A 16520-nucleotide genomic window follows, 5' to 3' on the forward strand; every position below is an offset into this window, starting at 1 on the left:
TCAGCTCCTGGTGTCGGCGATGACGGCGGCGAGCGCCCGCTCGGCCAGCGGCAGCTTGAAGGCGTTGTCCTCGGTCGGCTTGGCGCCCGCGAAGACCTGCGCAGTCACGGCACGCGCACCCTGCGGCATCGCGGCCTCCGCGGCTTCGATCCGCCACGGCTTGTGCGCCATGCCGCCGAACGCGACCCGGCCGCTGCCGTCGCGCTGGATGACTGCGGCGACCGAGGCGAGCGCGAAGGCATAGGACGCGCGGTCGCGGACCTTGTGGTACACCTGCTTGCCGCCCAGCGGACGGGGCAGGGTGACGGCGGTGATCAGTTCGTCCGGCTGCAGATTGGTGTCGATGTGCGGCGTGTCGCCGGGCAGGCGGTGGAAGTCGGCGATCGGGATCGCTCGGGTCTGACCCTGCGGGTTCACCGTCTCCACCGTCGCGTCGAGGACGCGCATCGCGATGGCCATGTCCCCCGGGTGGGTGGCGATGCACTGGTCGGACGAACCGATCACCGCCAGCTGCCGCGAGTAGCCGCCGATCGCCGAACAGCCGGAGCCGGGGTTGCGCTTGTTGCACGGCATGTTGGTGTCGTAGAAATACGGGCAGCGGGTCCGCTGGAGCAGATTGCCGGCGGTGGTCGCCTTGTTGCGGAGTTGGCCCGATGCACCCGCTACGATCGCGCGGGACAGGACGCCATAGTCGCGCCGGACACGGGCATCGGACGCCAGCGCGGTGTTGGTCACGAGTGCGCCGATCCGCAGGCCGCCGCCGGCTCGCTCGATGCGGTCGAGCTTGAGGTCCTGAACGTCGATCAGGTGGGTCGGGGCCTCGATTTCGAGCTTCATCAGGTCGAGCAGGTTGGTGCCGCCGGCCAGGAACTTCGCGCCCTGCACCCGCGCCACCGCCGCGGCTGCTTCGGCAGGCGTGCGGGCGCGCTCGTAGGTGAACGGCTTCATGCGCGACCTCCGGCGACGTCCGCCATCGCGTCGGCGATGTTGGAATAGGCGCCGCAGCGGCAGATGTTGCCGCTCATCCGCTCGCGCATCTCGGCATTGGAGGCGCGCGGCCGGGCCCCTAGGTCGGTGGTGACGTGGCTCGGTACGCCCCGCTTGATCTCGCCCAGCACCGCCACCGCCGAGCAGATCTGCCCGGGTGTGCAATAGCCGCACTGGTAACCGTCATGTTTGACGAACGCGCGCTGCATCGGATGCAGCTTGTCGGGCGTGCCCAGCCCCTCGATGGTCGTGATCTTGTCGCCCTCGTGCTGGACCGCGAGGCTGAGGCAGGCGTTGATCCGCTCGCCGTTCACCAGCACCGTGCAGGCCCCGCACTGACCATGGTCGCAGCCCTTCTTGGAACCGGTAAGCTGCAGATGCTCGCGCAGCGCGTCCAGCAGCGTCGTGCGCGTGTCGAGCCGGAGGTCGCGCCGCTGCCCGTTGACCTCGAACGAGACCGGGACGGTCGCCACGGCGGGGGCAGGGGCGGTCTGCGCCTCCGCAACAGGTACGGCGGTCAGCGCAACGCTCGCCGCGCCGCCGGCCAGTACGCCGCGGCGCGAGACATCCACGCCTGTGGCTTCGCTCATCGCGTCCTCCTTCGGAAAATTTGCCTACGCGGGGCAGTATTGGCCGCGAACGACGATACACCCGGCGCCAACGCGACGCCACGCCAAACGCTCCGCTGGGCGGACTTGAAACGGTGTTCAGTTGCTGACCAGATAGTAGCGGGCGGGGTCGCCGGCCGGATTGGCGACGGTGATGCGGAATCGCCGGGTGAAGACCGGCACCCAGCGGCATGCCGCGCGCGGTGGCGCCACACGCTGCTCGCAGACGGCGCTTCCGTCAGGTCCGGTGATCCTGACGCTCAAGGCACGGTTGCCGCCCGGAACGACCGCGACCACCGCACTCTCGCCGGCCAGGAAGATCTGCTCGGTCGCCATTTCCCCGCCCCCCGGCAGCTCGCCATGCCGGAAAGCCGGACCGGACGCGCGGCCGCGCCACGGGACCGAAGCCCGCCGCCCCGCCGCCGCGCGCCGGTCCCCCGGCAGCTCGCCCCGAGCGCCGAGCTTCTCCAGCCGATCGGTGGCGTCGAGCAAGGACTTGCGCGTCGTCGCGGCTTCGGCCGCGGCGAGCGCATCGGCAACGGCCAATACCTGTTCCTCGGGCGTCGCCGCGGTGAGCAGCAGGAGCGCGGCCAGGCTTCTCATCGTGTCCCCTCCATTTCGATCACCATAACGCAGCCGGGCGCCCCATCCTCGCAGCGGATCGTCAGATCGTGCCGCGCCGCGATCGAGCGCGCAAGCGCCAGCCCCAGGCCGTGGCCCTGCTGGTTGCCGCCCTGTACGCGTTGGAAGCGCTCGAAGATGCGCTCGCGCGCGCTGTCGGGGACACCCGGACCGTCGTCGCGGACCTCCACCCGAGGCCCAGGCGCGACCACCAGTTCGATGCGGCCGCCGGCGGGCACGTATTTGAAGGCGTTGTCGAGCAGGTTGGACAACAGCCTGGTGAGTTGCATCGCATCGCCGGGCAGCTCCACCCCCGGCGCGATGCGCGTCTCCAGCCGCAGACCCGCCTCTTCCGCACTGTCGGCGTAGAGTTCGGCCACCCCGGCGGCGATTTCCGACAGGTCGACGCGCTCGAACCCGACCCGGTCGTTGCGCCGCGCGCGGCTGGCGGCGATGTCGAGCAGCGAATCGAGCAGCTGCGCGATGCCGCGCCCCTCGCGCCGCGCCTCACCCAGTGCTTCCGACATCGCCGGATCGACCGAGCGTTCGATCAGCCGCAGCAGGTGCGCGTCGAGATGCACCAGCGGCGTACGGATTTCATGTGCGACCTGGTCGGTCACCTCGCGCTGCGCGTCGATCAGGTCGGCCAGGCGGGCGAGCAGCCGGTCGGCATGGCTGGCGAGCGTGCCCAGCTCGTCGGGTGCGGTCGTGCCAGGCACCGCGCGGCGCAGCGCACCCTCCTCGATCGCGCGGAACACGGCGTTGATCGCCTCTACCCGTGCCCGCAGTCGTCGCGCCGCAAGCCAGGCGGCGCCGGCCGCTGCCGCGACGATCAACAGCGCCGCCCCGGCAAAGGCGAGGGCCAGGTTGCGCAGCAGCTCGGTGCGGCCGCGATGCTCGCGCGCGGCGACGATGCGAAGGTCGGGCGCCAGCTGGGTGGCGCGGGCCCAGGTCGAGCGGCCTCCCGGCAGGACGATGAAACCCGCCTCGCTATTCTCGGCCGACAGTAGCGGCCACCGCGCGATGTCGCCTGCGACCCGCTTTCCGCTGGCGTCGGCGACCATATAGTGGACCAGGTCGCTCGACTGGGGTTGCAGCATCAGCCGGTCGGCGACGCGGGCGATCAGCTCGTCGCGCCCGCCGGTCGCATGGATGTCGGCGAGCGCGGTCAGCTCGATGTTCACCGCGCGCGTCAGCTCCGCGTCGCTGGCCGTTCTGACCACCAGGGCGGTGACGACGTAGAGAAGAAGCGTCGCGGCCAGCGCAAAGCCGGCCATCGCCAGCGCGAAGCGATTGAAGAGCGAGCCGCGGATGCCGTGCGCCCCTCAGGCCGCGACCAGGCGATAGCCGGCGCCCCAGATCGTCTCCAGCACCGGCCCGTCGAAGCCTTCTTCCAGCTTGCGGCGCAGGCGGCTGACGCTGACGTCGATGACGTTGGTCTGCGGATCGAAATTGAGGTTCCAGACATGCCGCAGCAGCATCTCGCGCGTCACCACTTCGCCGGCATGTTCCATCAGGAACGCGAACAGCGTGAACTCCTTGGGGCTGAGCGGGATGTGGCGGCCGCGGCGGTGCGCGGTGCGCGCCTTCACATGGCATTCCAGGTCGCCGAACAGGATCACCGCGCTGTGCGCCTGCCCTGCCGCGCGCCGGTGCAGCGCCCGGACGCGCGCAACCAACTCGCCGGGCTCGAAGGGCTTGCCCATATAGTCGTCGACGCCTGCCTCCAGCCCGTCGACCCGGTTCTCCGCGCGACCGAGCGCCGACAGCATCAGCATCGGCGCGTCCACCCCCGCCGCGCGCAAGCGGCGTACCAGATCGAGCCCGTTCGAATCGGGTAACATGCGGTCGAGGATGACCACGTCGAAGCGGCTCTCCCGAGCCTTTGCGATCCCTTCGGTCGCGGTCGGGCACCAAGTGACGCTGTCGCCGGCGCCCGCGATCAGCGCGCATACCTGCTGCGCCAGCCGCGCGTCGTCCTCGACGTACAGGATCTGAAGGCCCCCCATCAGGGCACAGCCTAACCCAAGCGGCGCGCGGGCGTCAGTGAAAATCCCGGTTAGCTTTTCGCCGGTGCGCTGCTTAGCATGCCGGCGCCGGCATAGAGGCGGGGGATCGCGCAACAGCCCGGTCGGCAGCGGAGCTATAGGGGAGCTGGCGATGAAGTGCGCGTTGTGGGCCGCGGGGGCGGCAATGGTGTTCGTTGCGGGAAGCGCGGGCGCGCAGACACCCAGGCCGGCGGACGTTGCGAAGCTGCAGGCGATGAAAAAGGCCGCCGACGATCTGGACGAGGCGGCCGATCCGGCGGCGTATCGAGCGGCATGGGAAAAGGTCGCCGCCTTCGCCCGCACCCTGTACCCCGCCGGTCACATCGAAATCGCAGTCGCCGAGGCCGAGTTCGTCACCGCCGATTATCTGCAAGGCAATGTCCAGGGCGCGCTCGCCCGTGCCGATCTGCTGGTGGGGCGGCTGCGCACCGCCGGGCCCGCCTATGACACGATGCTGACCGACACGCTCAATTCGCAGCTGGTGATCCTGATGACGCTGGGCCGGCACGATCGCTCGCCGGCCGTCGCGGCCGAGCTGCTCGCGCGTCGCCAGAAGCAGTATGGCGACACGCCCAGTTCGCCGCTGGCCGCTGCCTATTCCAACGCCGCCAACGCCGAGTACGAGGCGGGCAATTACGACCGGGCGATCACGCTGGTGCGCCGCGCGGCGACGGAGGCCAGGCGGCTGAAGCCCGTGCCCCCCAACGCGGCTGTCTGGTTGTCCAACGTGCCGGTGTTCCTCGCCGGAGCCGGGCGGCTGGAGGAGGCGGTCGAAGCGGCACAGAACGTGGCGTCGGAAATGGACACGTTCCTGCCCGCCGCCCATCCGCACTTCGGCCCGAACTTCAACAACATGGCGCGGTTTCAGCTCCAGTTAGGCCGTGCGGGCGATGCGGTGGGGACGGCCCGGCGCGCGGTGGCGATCGCGGATAAGAACTTCGGCGAGAAGCAGCAGACCGCCACCTATCTGAGCACACTGGCGCAGGCGCTGAACGCGCAGGGCAAGTTCGTCGAGGCGCGCACCGTCGCGGAAACCTCGGTGCGCATTCTGGAGCGTGATCTCGGCGCGGAGTCCGACCGGACGATGGTCGCGAAAGAGACTTTGGCCCAGTCGCTCGCCGGGGCGGGCGACCCCGTCGGCGCGATGGCACTGTTGCAGGCGGTCGCCGAGGTGCGCGCGCGCAAGCTGCCGCCGCATCATCGCGATCGTATCGGCGGTGGCGACCGGATGGCGACGCTCGCGCTGCGGCTGGGCCGACTGGACGCGGCGCGCGACGCGCAGGTGGCGGCACAGGCGCTACGGCTGGCATCGTTGCCGGCGGACGACCTCGGTACGCTGGCGGGCGAAGCGCGGCTGGCGGCGATTGAGGCCAGGCTTGGCCGGCGCGAGGCCGGGTTGGCGCGCGCGACCGCTGCCACGACGGCACTCGACCGGCGGCTGCGCGACATGGCCGCGAGCGGCGCGGCGCGCACCGGACATGATCGCGAGGCGCGTACCGGCTATGGCTGGGCGCTCGACGCAGCGCTCGAGGCCGGCGATGCGGCGGCGGCGTTCCGCTATGCCCAACGTTTCACCGCCACCAGCGCAGGGCGTGCCGCCAGCGCGGCGGCGGCGCGGCAGACGACCGGCGACGCCGCTGTCGCCGAACTGTTGCGGCGGCGTCAGGACGCGGCGGCGGCACTGGAGCGGCAGCGCGACCGGCAGCTCCGCGCAGCCTCGCGCGGCGCGCCGCAAGAGGCGGCGACCGCGCTGCGTGTCGAGCGCACCGCGCTGGAGGCGGAGCTGGCGCGGCTTTCGGCGGAACTGCGTCGGCGCTCGCCGCAGCTGCTGGCGAATGAGCTGCCGGAACCGCTGACGCTGGACGCCGCCCGCGCGGCGCTGGGTCCGGGGGAGGCGGTGCTGTTCGCCGCCGTCGGGCCGACCCGGACCGCGCTGTTCGCGCTGTCGAATGACCGGGCCGAGATGGTCGCCTCGCCGCTCGATGCCGAGCGCACCGCCGCGCTGGTTGTCCGGGTGCGGGCGGGAATCGGTGATAGTGACAGGCCGCCGCCTTTCGACTTCGCCGCCTCCGCCGACCTTCATGCAGGCCTGCTACCCGCACCGATCTTGCAGGTGATCGCCGGCAAGCCGCGTCTGCTGGTCGCCGCCAACGGCCCACTGGCGGCCTTGCCCTTCGCCACCCTCGCGCCCGCCGCGCGGGCGCCGACGCTCCGCTCCGCCCGGTGGCTGGTGCGCGATCATGCGCTGTCGGTGCTGCCGTCGGTGGCGGCGCTTGCCGAGCGCACCTCCCGCAGCGGTAGCGGTAGCGGAGCGGCCGCGCAGCAGTTCGTCGCCGTGGGCGCGCCCGTGCTCGCCGCGACCGCGGCAGGCGGGCGACCGGCCTTCCGGTCGGCCGGCATGGCGGCGCAGGTGCGCGATCTGCCGACGCTTCCCGCCACCGCAACCGAGCTGGAGGCGCTGGGCAAGGCGATGGGGAGCCCCAGGCGGCTTGTACTGACGGGCGCGAACGCGACGGAGGCAGCGGTCCGTGCCGCGGACCTGGCCCCCGGTGGCGTCCTCGCTTTCGCCACCCACGGGCTGATGGCGGGTGAGCTGGACGGGCTGGAGGAGCCGGCGCTGGTGCTGACCCCGGCGGGCGAGGATGACGGGCTGCTCACCGCCGGCGAGATCATGCGGCTGCGCATCGGTGCGGACTGGGTGGTGCTGTCGGCGTGCAACACCGCCGCCGGCGCGGACAGCGATGATGCCGGGCTGACCGGCCTCTCCCGCGCGTTCCTCCATGCCGGCGCACGCAACCTGCTCGCCTCCCACTGGCCGATCCGCGACGATGCCGCCGCCTGGCTGACGGTCGAAACGATCCGCCGCTATGGTGGGGGCGTCGAACCGGCGGAGGCGCTGCGTCAGGCGATGTTGGCGATGATCGACCGGCGGCCGGTGCCGGGCGCGGGGCATCCGGCCCAGTGGGCGCCCTTCATCCTGGTCGGGCGCTGACGGCAAAAGGGCGCCGCTCGCCCCCCGCGAACGACGCCCCCGGCCGCCAGGCAGCCCGCTCCTAGGGGACCGCCTTGGCGAACACGCCGATCGCGCTGGCCTGCGCCACCCCGGCCGGACCACTGTCGGTCATGTTGAACGCGAGACCGATATGACTGGCGCCGCTGCCGTACATCTGACCGCCAATCGTCGCGGTGCAGCCGGTCACACAACTCGCCGCGGTGGTGCCGGAGACGCCGGTGGTCTTGCCGAACTGGCCCGAGAAATTGAGCTGCGAGCCGACCGTGACCTGGCTCTGACCCGGATTGGCAGAGCCACCGGTGGTCTGCACCCGCCAGCCGTAATCGCCAACGCTCGCGGTCAGGTCAAAGCCGACGCGGGGTAGGGATCCGAACTGTACGCCCAACGTCCCGGTAAGCGTTCCCGGTGGGGCGCCGCCGTTGCCCAGCGTTGTCTTCGTGCCCCCGGCGAGCGTGTACTGGACGGTGCCACTGTTCGGCAGCGAAGCCACCGTCGTCGGCGTACCCGACATGAGGTGCACACCCTGGTTCGGCCCCTGATTGGTGAGCGGCCCGGCGGTGTCGCCGCCCCACCGCGACCAGCCGATCGTGTCGGCCAGCCGCCCGCCCTCGATCGCGAACCCGGTGCGCGTCTGACCGCCCGAGGCGACGTAGCTTTTCAGCGTCGTGCCCTGATAGGTCGTCGCGCCGTTGGCGAACTCGACGAGCGACCCGCCCGCATAGGCATAGGTGAACTGGCCGGGGGCGGTGCTCCCTGCGCTGGCCGGGACCGGGTTGCCGAAGACGGCCGAGCCGGTGACATAGTTGCGGCCCGATCCGCTGCCCTGGTCTATGATGTAGGTAAGGCCGATGTTGCTGGCGCCGGGGCCGTACAGCCCGCCCTGGACGAATGCGCTGCAGAAGCCGCTGCAGGCGCCGCCGGACACCCCGCTCAGCCCGACCGCGCCGGCGCTGAAGCCCATGGTGACGGTGCTGACCGTCAGCTCGCTGGACGACGGCGTGGCGACGCCGCCTGCTGTGGCGAGCCGCCAGACTTTGCCGCTGACCCCGATGTTGAGGTCGAGGCCCACGCGCGGCGTCGTGCCGAACGCCACCGCAGCGCTGCCGGAAATGGTGCCGGGCGCGCCGCGCTGGATCTCGTCGGTGGGCTTGGTCGAGCCGATCAGCGCGTAGTTGACGGTACCCGAGGTCGGCAGCGCCGTGGCGGTCACGCCGGCGACGACGTGGACGCCCTCGTTCGGCCCGATCTGCGAGAAGCCGTTCGGCGATCCGTTAGCCCAGCGCGTCCACGACACAATGTTGGCGACCGATCCGCTCTCGGGCGCGCTGGCGGTGCCGATCGCGCCGGCTTCGGTGCCGGCGGGAGTAGTGCTGGTGAAGCTCTGGATGGCGCCGGCGGCGTTCAGCACCACGGCCGCGTCGTTGGCGACGTTGGAGCGCGGGGCGCTGACGAACACGACCCGCTGGCCGGCGGGGGCGGGGGCGACCGCGGTGCCGGTGAACAAGGCGGCCCCTGCGATATACTCGCCGGTGCCGCTGCGAGAGCCAAAGGTGCGATAGATGGCGCCCACGGCCAGCGGATCGGCGCCCCCCAGCGTGCCTTGCAGCACCAGCGAGCATTCGCTGCTGCAGCCCATTCCGGTGCCCGTCATCGGCGCCGCCACCTGGAAATAGCCGCGGCTGAAATCGCCCTGAGTGGCGGCGGACGGGTTGGCGGTGCCGCCGGGGGTGGCGAAGCTGTAGGTGGTCGCGCCGCCCGTCTCGGGCATCACGATCGTTCCTTGCAGGCCCACCAGCGGCGCGGCGCGGAACAGGATCGACATCTTGGCGTCGAATACGCCGGGCAAGGTCGCACCAGAGCCGAAGGTCGGCCGCGTTGCCGCCGCCAGCACATAGTCAACCCGGCCGGTGGTCGGCACCGTGAAGGCGAGCGGCGCCATCAGCGCGTAATGATAGCCTTGATTGGCCAGCAGGTTCGCCGCGCCGAGCTCGGTCGGGCTGATGGCGCCGTCCGACCACCGTCCCACCACGCCGCGCGCGTTGCCGGCGACATCGAACGAGCGGGCCGAGGTCCGCGCGATGGGCAGGTAGGTGCTGCTACCCCCGGGGCCGCTGATCGTCGTCAGCGTTCCATCCGCAGCCGGCGTCGCCGACACGCCCTCGCCGATCTGCTGCACCAGCTGGTTGTTCGCGGTCGGTAGCGTGCCCAGCAGGCGCAGGTTGCTGCCCGGCAGGCCGGCGGTGTAGCCGTAGCCCAGCGACGGTTGCGTGTTCGGTGGGGTGACCGCGGGTAGCGTCGTGGCGGGCGCGTAGCGGCCGAAGATCGCGGTACCTTCGATCTCGCCGTTCACGCCGGGGCCCTGCGCCATGTAGGCGAAGCCGATCAGGCTGCCGCCCGCGCCTGCCAGGAAGCCGGTGCCGCTGCCCGCCAGACCGTTGTTGGCGGTGCTCGCCTGGCCGTTGAAGGTGTTGGTCCCGCTGATCGTGACGGAAGGCGCGGTGATGCCGCCGTCGCTCGCGAAGCGATAATTCACCCCGCCCAGCGAGATCACGCTGTCCCAGCCGACCCGCTTGCTGGCGAAGTCTACGCCCAGATTGCCGGCGAAGCTGCCGGCATCCACCCCGCCGCCGTCGCGGGTCGGGCTGGTCGCGGCGACCATGCCGAAGGTCGCGGAACCGGTGGTCGGCACATTGGCCGCGGGCGTGCCCCAGACCATATGGACACCTTGTTGCGGCCCGACCTGGTTGTTGGCGCTGTCGGTGTTGAAGGTGCCCTCGGTCCAGCGCGCGATCGCGACCGTGTTGTCGACAGCGCGCGCTTCGACGGTCTTGGCGGTCTGGTTGGTGACGCCGCGGGTGCCGCCGATCGACGAGATATTGTTGCCGTCAATGTTGATCGATCCCGCCGTCGTCGCCGCGGAGAACAGGTTCTTGCCCGACATAGCGGTGACGACCGGGTTGGCGCGCGGTGCGTTGGCCAGGCCCTGCGTCACCACCGGCGCGCGCGGCTGGTTTGCGGGGAGGCCGGCGTACTGGTCGGCGTTGTTGCCGGCCGCCACATAGGCGGCATAGTCGCGCAGGAAGCTCGCCTCCGCCGCGCTCAGCCGCGAGGCGACCAGCCCGGCGGCGTCCAGCGCCTGGACATAGGCGACGATCTGCGCCTGGGTCAGCGCCGTGTAGCCGCTCGGGCGGCCGCCACCTTGGATGAAGGCGAAGTACAGGCGCAGCGCGCTCTCATAGGTGACGAAGGCGGGGAGGCCGGCAAAGCGGTCCGGCAGGCCGCCGCCCGCGAGATAGGCGGCGTAGGCGTTGACGAGGTCGATGTCCGCCTGGTCGCCGATCAGCGACAGCTGACCATTGGCGGCGAGCAGCGCCAGATATTCGCGCAGCTGCGCCGCGGTGAGCGCGGTGTAGCCGCCGGGCAGGCCGTTGCCCCGCAAATAGGCGATGAAGTTCGCCAGCGACGTGCCGTAGCTCGCATAGCTGGCGGCGGGCAGGCCGGGGAAATCCCCGGGCGAGCCGCCGCTCGCGAGGTACTGCAGATAGCCGGCGAAGAAGGTGGCGTCGGCGCCGAGCAGCGCGGTGAACTGCCCCGCTGCCTGCAGCGCGTCGAGATAGGCGCGAATCTGTTCGGGCGTCAGCGCGGTGTAGTTGGCGGGCAGCCCGCCGGCGCGCAGGAACGCGTAATAGGCGTTCAGTGCGCTCGCATAGCCGGTGAAGGTGACGATCGGCAGGCTGGTGAACGCATCGGGCGCGCCCCCGCCGGCCAGGTAGGCGAGATAGCTGGAGAAGAAGCCGGCATTGCTGCCGAGCAGCACGCCGAGTTGCCCGCTCGACTGCAGGACGCTCAAATATTCGCGGATCTGCGCCTGCGTGAGGGCCGTGTAGCCGGACGGGAGGCCGCCCCGGTTCAGATAGGCAAAATAGGTCGCGAGCGAGGTCGCATAGGTCTGATAGGTGAAGATCGGCAGCCCGGCGAACGCATCGGGCGCGCCGCCGCCGCGGATGTACACCAGATACTCGGCCAGCAGCCCGGCGCTGTCGCCCAGCAGGGCGAGGCGGCCGGAGACCTGGAGCGCAGTCAGATACGAGCGGATCTGCTGCGCCGTCAGCGCGCTGTAGCCGGTAGGCAGGTTGCCCGAGCGCAGGTAGCTCGCGAACAGTTGCAACGCGCTGGCATAGGCTTGCACGTCCACCGTCGGCAGGCCGGCGAAGGTGTCCGCGTCGGCACCGGTCTTCAGATAGGCATAATATTCGCTCAGGAACGCGGCGTTCGCGCCGAGCAGCGCGTCGAACTGGCCGATCGCGCTCATCTGGTCGAGATAGGCGCGGATCTGTGCGGCGGTCAGCGCGGTGTAGGCGCTGGGTGCGCCGCCCGCGAGCAGGTAGTCGACGTAGAGCTGCAGCGCCGAGGCGTTCACGCGCGCGACGTTGATGGGAAGCGCGTTGAACTGATCCGCCGTGCCGCCGCCGCGCAGGAAGACGAGGTAGGAACGCAGGAACGTTGCCTGACCGCCCAGCGCGGCGTCGAACAGGCCGGTGGTCTCGAGCCGCTCCAGATAGGCGCGGATCGTCGCGACCGGGAGCGCGGTGTAGCCCGACGGCAGGCCGCCTGCGTTCAGATAGGCGACGAAGGCGGCGAGCGCGGTCGCGTCGCTCTGGACGAAACCGATGCCGTTGGCGGCCAGATAGGCCGACAGCAGTGCTTGGTTCTGCGCACTGAGGCTGCTCCGCAGGCCCCCGGATTGAATGATGGCGAGATATTGCGCGACGACCGAAGCGGAAGCCTGTGTGAACGCCGCCGGCTGGCCGCCGGCGCGGATGAAGTTCAGGAACGCCGCCGTCAGGCTCGTGACGCTGCCGCCGAAGGCGTCGGCGCTGCCGCCGGTCGAGAGGAAGGCCAGATAGGCGTCGAGCAACTGGCGATTGGTCGCGGACAGACTGCCGAAGCCGTCGGTGCGGCCGATAAAGGCAAGATAGGCGTTGAGCTGCGCCTGGGTCGCGCCACCGAAGGTCGATGGCAGCGCGCCGGTGCGCAGCAGGTCGAGGTAGTTGAGCAGCAGGCCCGCATAGGCGGTGCGGAAGTTCGGGCCCGAATTGCCGGCGGCGAGATACTGGAAATAGGTGCGAATGATGTCGGCGGACGCGCCGTTAAACGCGACGCCGTCGCCCGCCGGGCTGACCGCCTGCGCGGCATAGCCAACCAACAGGGCATAGTCGCCGCTCGGAAAGGCGGCGATGGTCGGATTGCGATCATAGGCCTGCAGCCGCCGTGCCGCCGCGACGACGTCGCCGCGTGCGCCGACCCCTGCCAGCGCCTCGCCGAGCGCCACCGGAATGCCGTTCTCCGCTGCCGCGACGATGCCGCCGGTGCGCAGCGGACGTACCGGACCGGTGGTCGGTACGGCTGCGGCCGCGTCGGCGATGACGCGATCGGGCGCCTGGCCACGCGCGGCCGCCCAGAACTGGCCCACCGCGAAGCTCTTCGTCGTGCCATTGCCCAGGATGCTGACGCTGCCCATCCGCGTGCTGCCGCGCGTACCGGTGGGCGTGGCGCTGAAGCTCGCCGCGCTGCTCCGCGCGACGGTGCCGCGCACGCCTTCAGGCAGGTGGACCTGCGCTTCCGCGCCGTCAGGCGTCACAACCGTGACCTCGCCGCTGCGCAGGTCCACGCCCCCCTCCGTCCGGATCGAGAACTGCGCGGCGTCGACGAACGAGGCGACCGAGCCGCCCGGCAGGCGCACCTGCACGGTGCCGCCACTGACCGACACTTCCGTCCCGGGCTCGATCGGTCCGGTCGGCACGCTGTCGGTCGAGGAGAAGATGACGGTCTGCGCGTTGGCTGCGCTGGCCAGCGTCAGCAGCGAGGCACCGCCGAGCAGGGAGGCGCTGGCGATCCGGGCGAAAGAGCGGTTCATGAGCGAAGATCCTCGGCTTAGAATTCGAAGCGGACGCCGACGCTGGCGGTCAGCCGGTCGTAGTCGTACAGTGCTATGTTACTGAAATTGCGAGTGTAGGTGACGCGCGGGCGGATATAGACATTGTCCGCGACCAGCAGCTTCAGCCCCGCCGACGCGTCGATCCGCTCGTCGTGGCGCTTGCGCAGGAACAGCACGTCTATGTCGTCGTAGCGCCGGGCGTTGAGCGCGACACCGCCGACGAACGCCAGTCGTCTGCCCAGCGGCTGCTCTATGCCGATGCTGGCGTCGGCATAGCTGTTGGACTGCGCATCGCCGGCCTGGCGCACCGTTTCCTCATGGCCGCCCGACAGCGAGGCGACAAAGGTCCGCTCCGCATAGGTGATCGCGGCGCCGACGCGGTGGGCGTCGAGCAGCGGCTGGCGGTCGAAGTTGAGCCGGAAATATTGCGCGGAGACCGACAGGGCGCGGCCGCCGTCGAGCAGGTGCGTGTACTGGCCGATGGCGCCGAACGCCTGGCGATAGCTGTCGGTGCCGAGCCAGAACTGCTGCACCTGGCCGGACAGCGACAAGGTATCGCGATTGGCGAAGCTGTGCGCGAACCCGGCCGTACCGGTGACGCTGCCCTGGTCGAAACCGCCGGATTCGAAATTGTCGTGCCAGCTGCCCAGCGCACTCGCGAACAGCCGGTCCTGGCGGCCGACCGCGGTGACCGCGGACAGGCCGCCGCTGATCTCGTAATAGCCGTCCTCGCTGGCGCGGCTGCCGGGCCCGAGCGCGCCGGGGCCGAACACGGCGAACAGCGGAATGGTGATCTGCGTCAGGTCGGTCGCGGAGTTGATGTTGCTGTCGTATCCGGCCGACGCATCGAGGAAACCCGACAGGTCGGAGCCGCCGCCCGCGATCTGCTTGTCATAGTCGCGCACCATCCGCGTGAACCGCTGGCGGACGGGATCGGGCAGGGACGGGTCCTGCAGCACGGTGTCGAACTGCGCCCTGGCGGTGTCGACATCGCCCGACATGGCATAGACCCGGGCGATCTCGGCGCGCGCGGCTGCGTTGTTGGGCTGCAGCGCCAGCACCCGTTGCAGCGCCAGCAGCGCCTCGCCGCGATGACCGCTATCGGCGGCGGCGAGGCCCAGCGCGTAATCGAAGTCGGGATCGCCCGCCCGCTTCTCCGCCTGCGGCTGGAGCAGGCGATAGGCCTCCTCCGCCTTGCCGGCGCCGTGCAGCGCCAGCGCCTGCTTGACGGTCTCGTCCACCTCCGCCCGCGCCGGCGCGGCGAGCGCGCACGCGGCCAGCCCGGTGCCGGCAAGCGTCAACGCGCGAAGAATTGCTCTGGTCTGCACAAGCGTCCCCTCCCGGCCATCCCCATGGCCTCGGGTCAGCTTGTATTTCGGACCGCCGTGCCGTTCGACTTACAAAGGCGGACAGGTTTGGCGCTAGCGCGGATTTCTCAGGCGGCGACGCGGTCCAGCTTCTCGCTGGCCTCCATCCACTCCGCCTCCAGCCCGCCGATCGTCTTGTCCAGCTCGGCGCGGCGCTTCATCAACTCGGTCATGGTCAGCTTGGCGAGGGTCGGGTCGGCGCTGCTGGAATCGAACATCGCGCGATCGACGGCGCTGCGCTGCGTGTTGAGCTTGGCGAGTTCGGTCTCCACGACCTTGGCGCGCTGTGCCAGCGCATGGCTTTCCGCACGCGCCTCGGCGGCCGCGCGTTTCGCCTGCTTGCGATCGGCGGCGGATACCTTCTTGCCGCCGCCACCATCCTTGGACAGGATCATCTGGACGTAGTCGTCGACCGTGCCGTCGAACTCGGTCGCAGCACCCCCGTCGACCAGCACCAGCCGGTCGGCGACGGTCTCGATCATGTGACGGTCGTGGCTGACGATCACCACCGCGCCTTCGAAGCCCGCGAGCGCCTGGATCAGCGCCTCGCGGGTGTCGACGTCGAGGTGGTTCGTCGGCTCGTCCAGGATCAGCAGGTGCGGCGCGTCGCGGGTGATCAGCGCCAGCGCGAGGCGCGCGCGCTCGCCGCCCGACAGCTTGCCAACCTCCGTCGTCGCCTTTTGCCCCGAAAAGCCGAAGCGGCCGAGCTGCGCGCGCACCGCCGAGGGGTTGGCGCCGCGCATCAGCGCCGTCATGTGCTGGAGCGGCGTCTCGTCGCGATCGAGCTCCTCGACCTGATACTGGGTGAAATAGCCGACGCGCATCTTGCCCGACGCCGCCATCGCGCCCTCCATCGGCGTCAGCTGGGCGGCGAGCAGGCGGGCGAGCGTGGTCTTGCCGTTGCCGTTGCGGCCGAGCAGCGCGATGCGGTCGTCGGGATCGAAGCGCAGGTTGAGCCGGCGCAGCACGGGCGTGTCGGTGTAGCCGACCGCCGCCATGTCGAGCGTGATCAGCGGCGGGCGCAGCTGGTCGGCGTTGGGGAAGTCGAACTGCAACGATGGATCGTCGAGCATCTCGGCGATCGGCTGCATCCTGGCAAGCATCTTGGCGCGGCTCTGCGCCTGCTTGGCCGTCGATGCGCGGGCGGAGTTGCGGGCGACATAGTCCTGCAGCTTCTCGCGTTCCGCCTGCTGCTTGACCCGCGCCGACGCCAACTGCGCCTGCCGCTCGGCGCGCTGCCGCTCGAACGCGTCGTAGCCGCCCGGATAGAGCGTCAGCTTGCCCGAGCCCAAATGGAGGATGTGGTCGACGACGTTGTTGAGGAAGTCGCGCTCGTGGCTGACCAGCACGATGGTGGCGGGATAGTCGCGCAGGAAGCTTTCGAGCCACATGACGGCTTCGAGGTCGAGATGGTTCGAGGGCTCGTCGAGGAGCAGCAGGTCGGGCTTGGAGAACAGCAGCGAGGCGAGCGCGACGCGCATCCGCCAGCCGCCGGAGAAGCTTTCCAGCGGCCGATGCTGCGCTTCCTCGTCGAAACCGAGGCCGACAAGAATCCGCGCCGCCCGCGCGCCGGCGGAATGCGCATCGATCGCGTTGAGCCGCTCGTGGATGGTGCCAAGCCGGTCAGGATCCTCGCTCTCCTCGGACTCCGCCAGCAGCGCCGCGCGCTCGGTGTCGGCGGCGAGTACCGTCTCGAACGGCGTCGCCTCGCCGCCCGGTGCCTCCTGTGCGATATAGCCCAGACGAGCGCCACGCGGCATGTCGAGCGAGCCGGTGTCGGGCTCCAGCATGCCGGCGATGACGCGCACCAGCGTCGTCTTGCCCGCGCCGTTGCGGCCGATCAGCCCGATGCGGCCGCGCGGCGGCAGCTTGGCCGAGGCGCGGTCGATGATGGTGCGGCCGCCGAGCCGCACGGTGATGTCGTTGATGTTGAGCACG

9 protein-coding genes are annotated in these 16520 nt (G+C 70.5%); 1 reads left to right on the forward strand and 8 read right to left on the reverse strand.

Features of this window, described 5'->3' with window-relative positions; translation table 11 throughout:
• The 5 genes from VFQ64_RS11890 to VFQ64_RS11910 form a co-directional block, all read right to left on the reverse strand.
• Nucleotides 1-948 carry a xanthine dehydrogenase family protein subunit M gene (locus VFQ64_RS11890; RefSeq protein ID WP_325103538.1) on the reverse strand — a complete coding sequence of 316 codons (948 nt, stop codon included), beginning with the start codon at nt 946-948 and terminating at the stop codon, nt 1-3.
• Nucleotides 945-1577 (reverse strand): aldehyde dehydrogenase iron-sulfur subunit PaoA, encoded by a 633-nt coding sequence (gene paoA, locus VFQ64_RS11895; protein ID WP_325103539.1) that lies wholly within the window; start codon nt 1575-1577, stop codon nt 945-947. Before paoA ends, VFQ64_RS11890 begins: the two co-directional genes overlap by 4 nt.
• Nucleotides 1578-1694: 117 nt before the next feature.
• Nucleotides 1695-2198 (reverse strand): hypothetical protein, encoded by a 504-nt coding sequence (locus VFQ64_RS11900; RefSeq protein ID WP_325103540.1) that lies wholly within the window; start codon nt 2196-2198, stop codon nt 1695-1697.
• Entirely contained in the window at nt 2195-3493 is a 1299-nt protein-coding gene (locus VFQ64_RS11905; protein ID WP_325103541.1) for a HAMP domain-containing sensor histidine kinase, read from the reverse strand. The genes VFQ64_RS11900 and VFQ64_RS11905 overlap by 4 nt, the downstream gene beginning before the upstream one ends.
• A 48-nt stretch (nt 3494-3541) precedes the next feature.
• Entirely contained in the window at nt 3542-4225 is a 684-nt protein-coding gene (locus tag VFQ64_RS11910) for a response regulator transcription factor (RefSeq protein ID WP_325103542.1), read from the reverse strand.
• Between the two features lie 151 nt (nt 4226-4376).
• Between VFQ64_RS11910 and VFQ64_RS11915 the strand changes: the two genes are divergently transcribed.
• Complete coding sequence (locus tag VFQ64_RS11915; protein WP_325103543.1) at nt 4377-7256, forward strand: CHAT domain-containing tetratricopeptide repeat protein; 2880 nt, start codon at nt 4377-4379, stop codon at nt 7254-7256.
• 61 nt (nt 7257-7317) lie between these two features.
• Here the strand turns inward: VFQ64_RS11915 and VFQ64_RS11920 are convergent, their stop codons facing one another.
• The 3 genes from VFQ64_RS11920 to VFQ64_RS11930 all read right to left on the reverse strand — a co-directional run bounded on the left by VFQ64_RS11920 (nt 7318) and on the right by VFQ64_RS11930 (nt 16519).
• Nucleotides 7318-13194 carry a hypothetical protein gene (locus tag VFQ64_RS11920; protein WP_325103544.1) on the reverse strand — a complete coding sequence of 1959 codons (5877 nt, stop codon included), beginning with the start codon at nt 13192-13194 and terminating at the stop codon, nt 7318-7320.
• 17 nt (nt 13195-13211) lie between these two features.
• Nucleotides 13212-14543, reverse strand: coding sequence for a surface lipoprotein assembly modifier (locus VFQ64_RS11925; protein WP_325103545.1), 1332 nt, complete (start codon nt 14541-14543; stop codon nt 13212-13214).
• A gap of 107 nt (nt 14544-14650) precedes the next feature.
• Complete coding sequence (locus VFQ64_RS11930; RefSeq protein ID WP_325103546.1) at nt 14651-16519, reverse strand: ABC-F family ATP-binding cassette domain-containing protein; 1869 nt, start codon at nt 16517-16519, stop codon at nt 14651-14653.
• Nucleotide 16520 lies beyond the last annotated feature (1 nt).

Source organism: Sphingomonas sp., assembly GCF_035714405.1.
In the GTDB taxonomy this organism is placed as follows: Bacteria; Pseudomonadota; Alphaproteobacteria; order Sphingomonadales; family Sphingomonadaceae; genus Sphingomonas.

Excerpts from the sequence above, each read along its gene's own strand:
- VFQ64_RS11890 (WP_325103538.1), bottom strand. The coding sequence starts at position 948 with ATGAAGCCGTTCACCTACGAGCGCGCCCGCACGCCTGCCGAAGCAGCC.
- paoA (WP_325103539.1), bottom strand. The coding sequence starts at position 1,577 with ATGAGCGAAGCCACAGGCGTGGATGTCTCGCGCCGCGGCGTACTGGCC.
- VFQ64_RS11900 (WP_325103540.1), bottom strand. The coding sequence starts at position 2,198 with ATGAGAAGCCTGGCCGCGCTCCTGCTGCTCACCGCGGCGACGCCCGAG.
- VFQ64_RS11905 (WP_325103541.1), bottom strand. The coding sequence starts at position 3,493 with ATGGCCGGCTTTGCGCTGGCCGCGACGCTTCTTCTCTACGTCGTCACC.
- VFQ64_RS11910 (WP_325103542.1), bottom strand. The coding sequence starts at position 4,225 with ATGGGGGGCCTTCAGATCCTGTACGTCGAGGACGACGCGCGGCTGGCG.
- VFQ64_RS11915 (WP_325103543.1), top strand. The coding sequence starts at position 4,377 with ATGAAGTGCGCGTTGTGGGCCGCGGGGGCGGCAATGGTGTTCGTTGCG.
- VFQ64_RS11920 (WP_325103544.1), bottom strand. The coding sequence starts at position 13,194 with ATGAACCGCTCTTTCGCCCGGATCGCCAGCGCCTCCCTGCTCGGCGGT.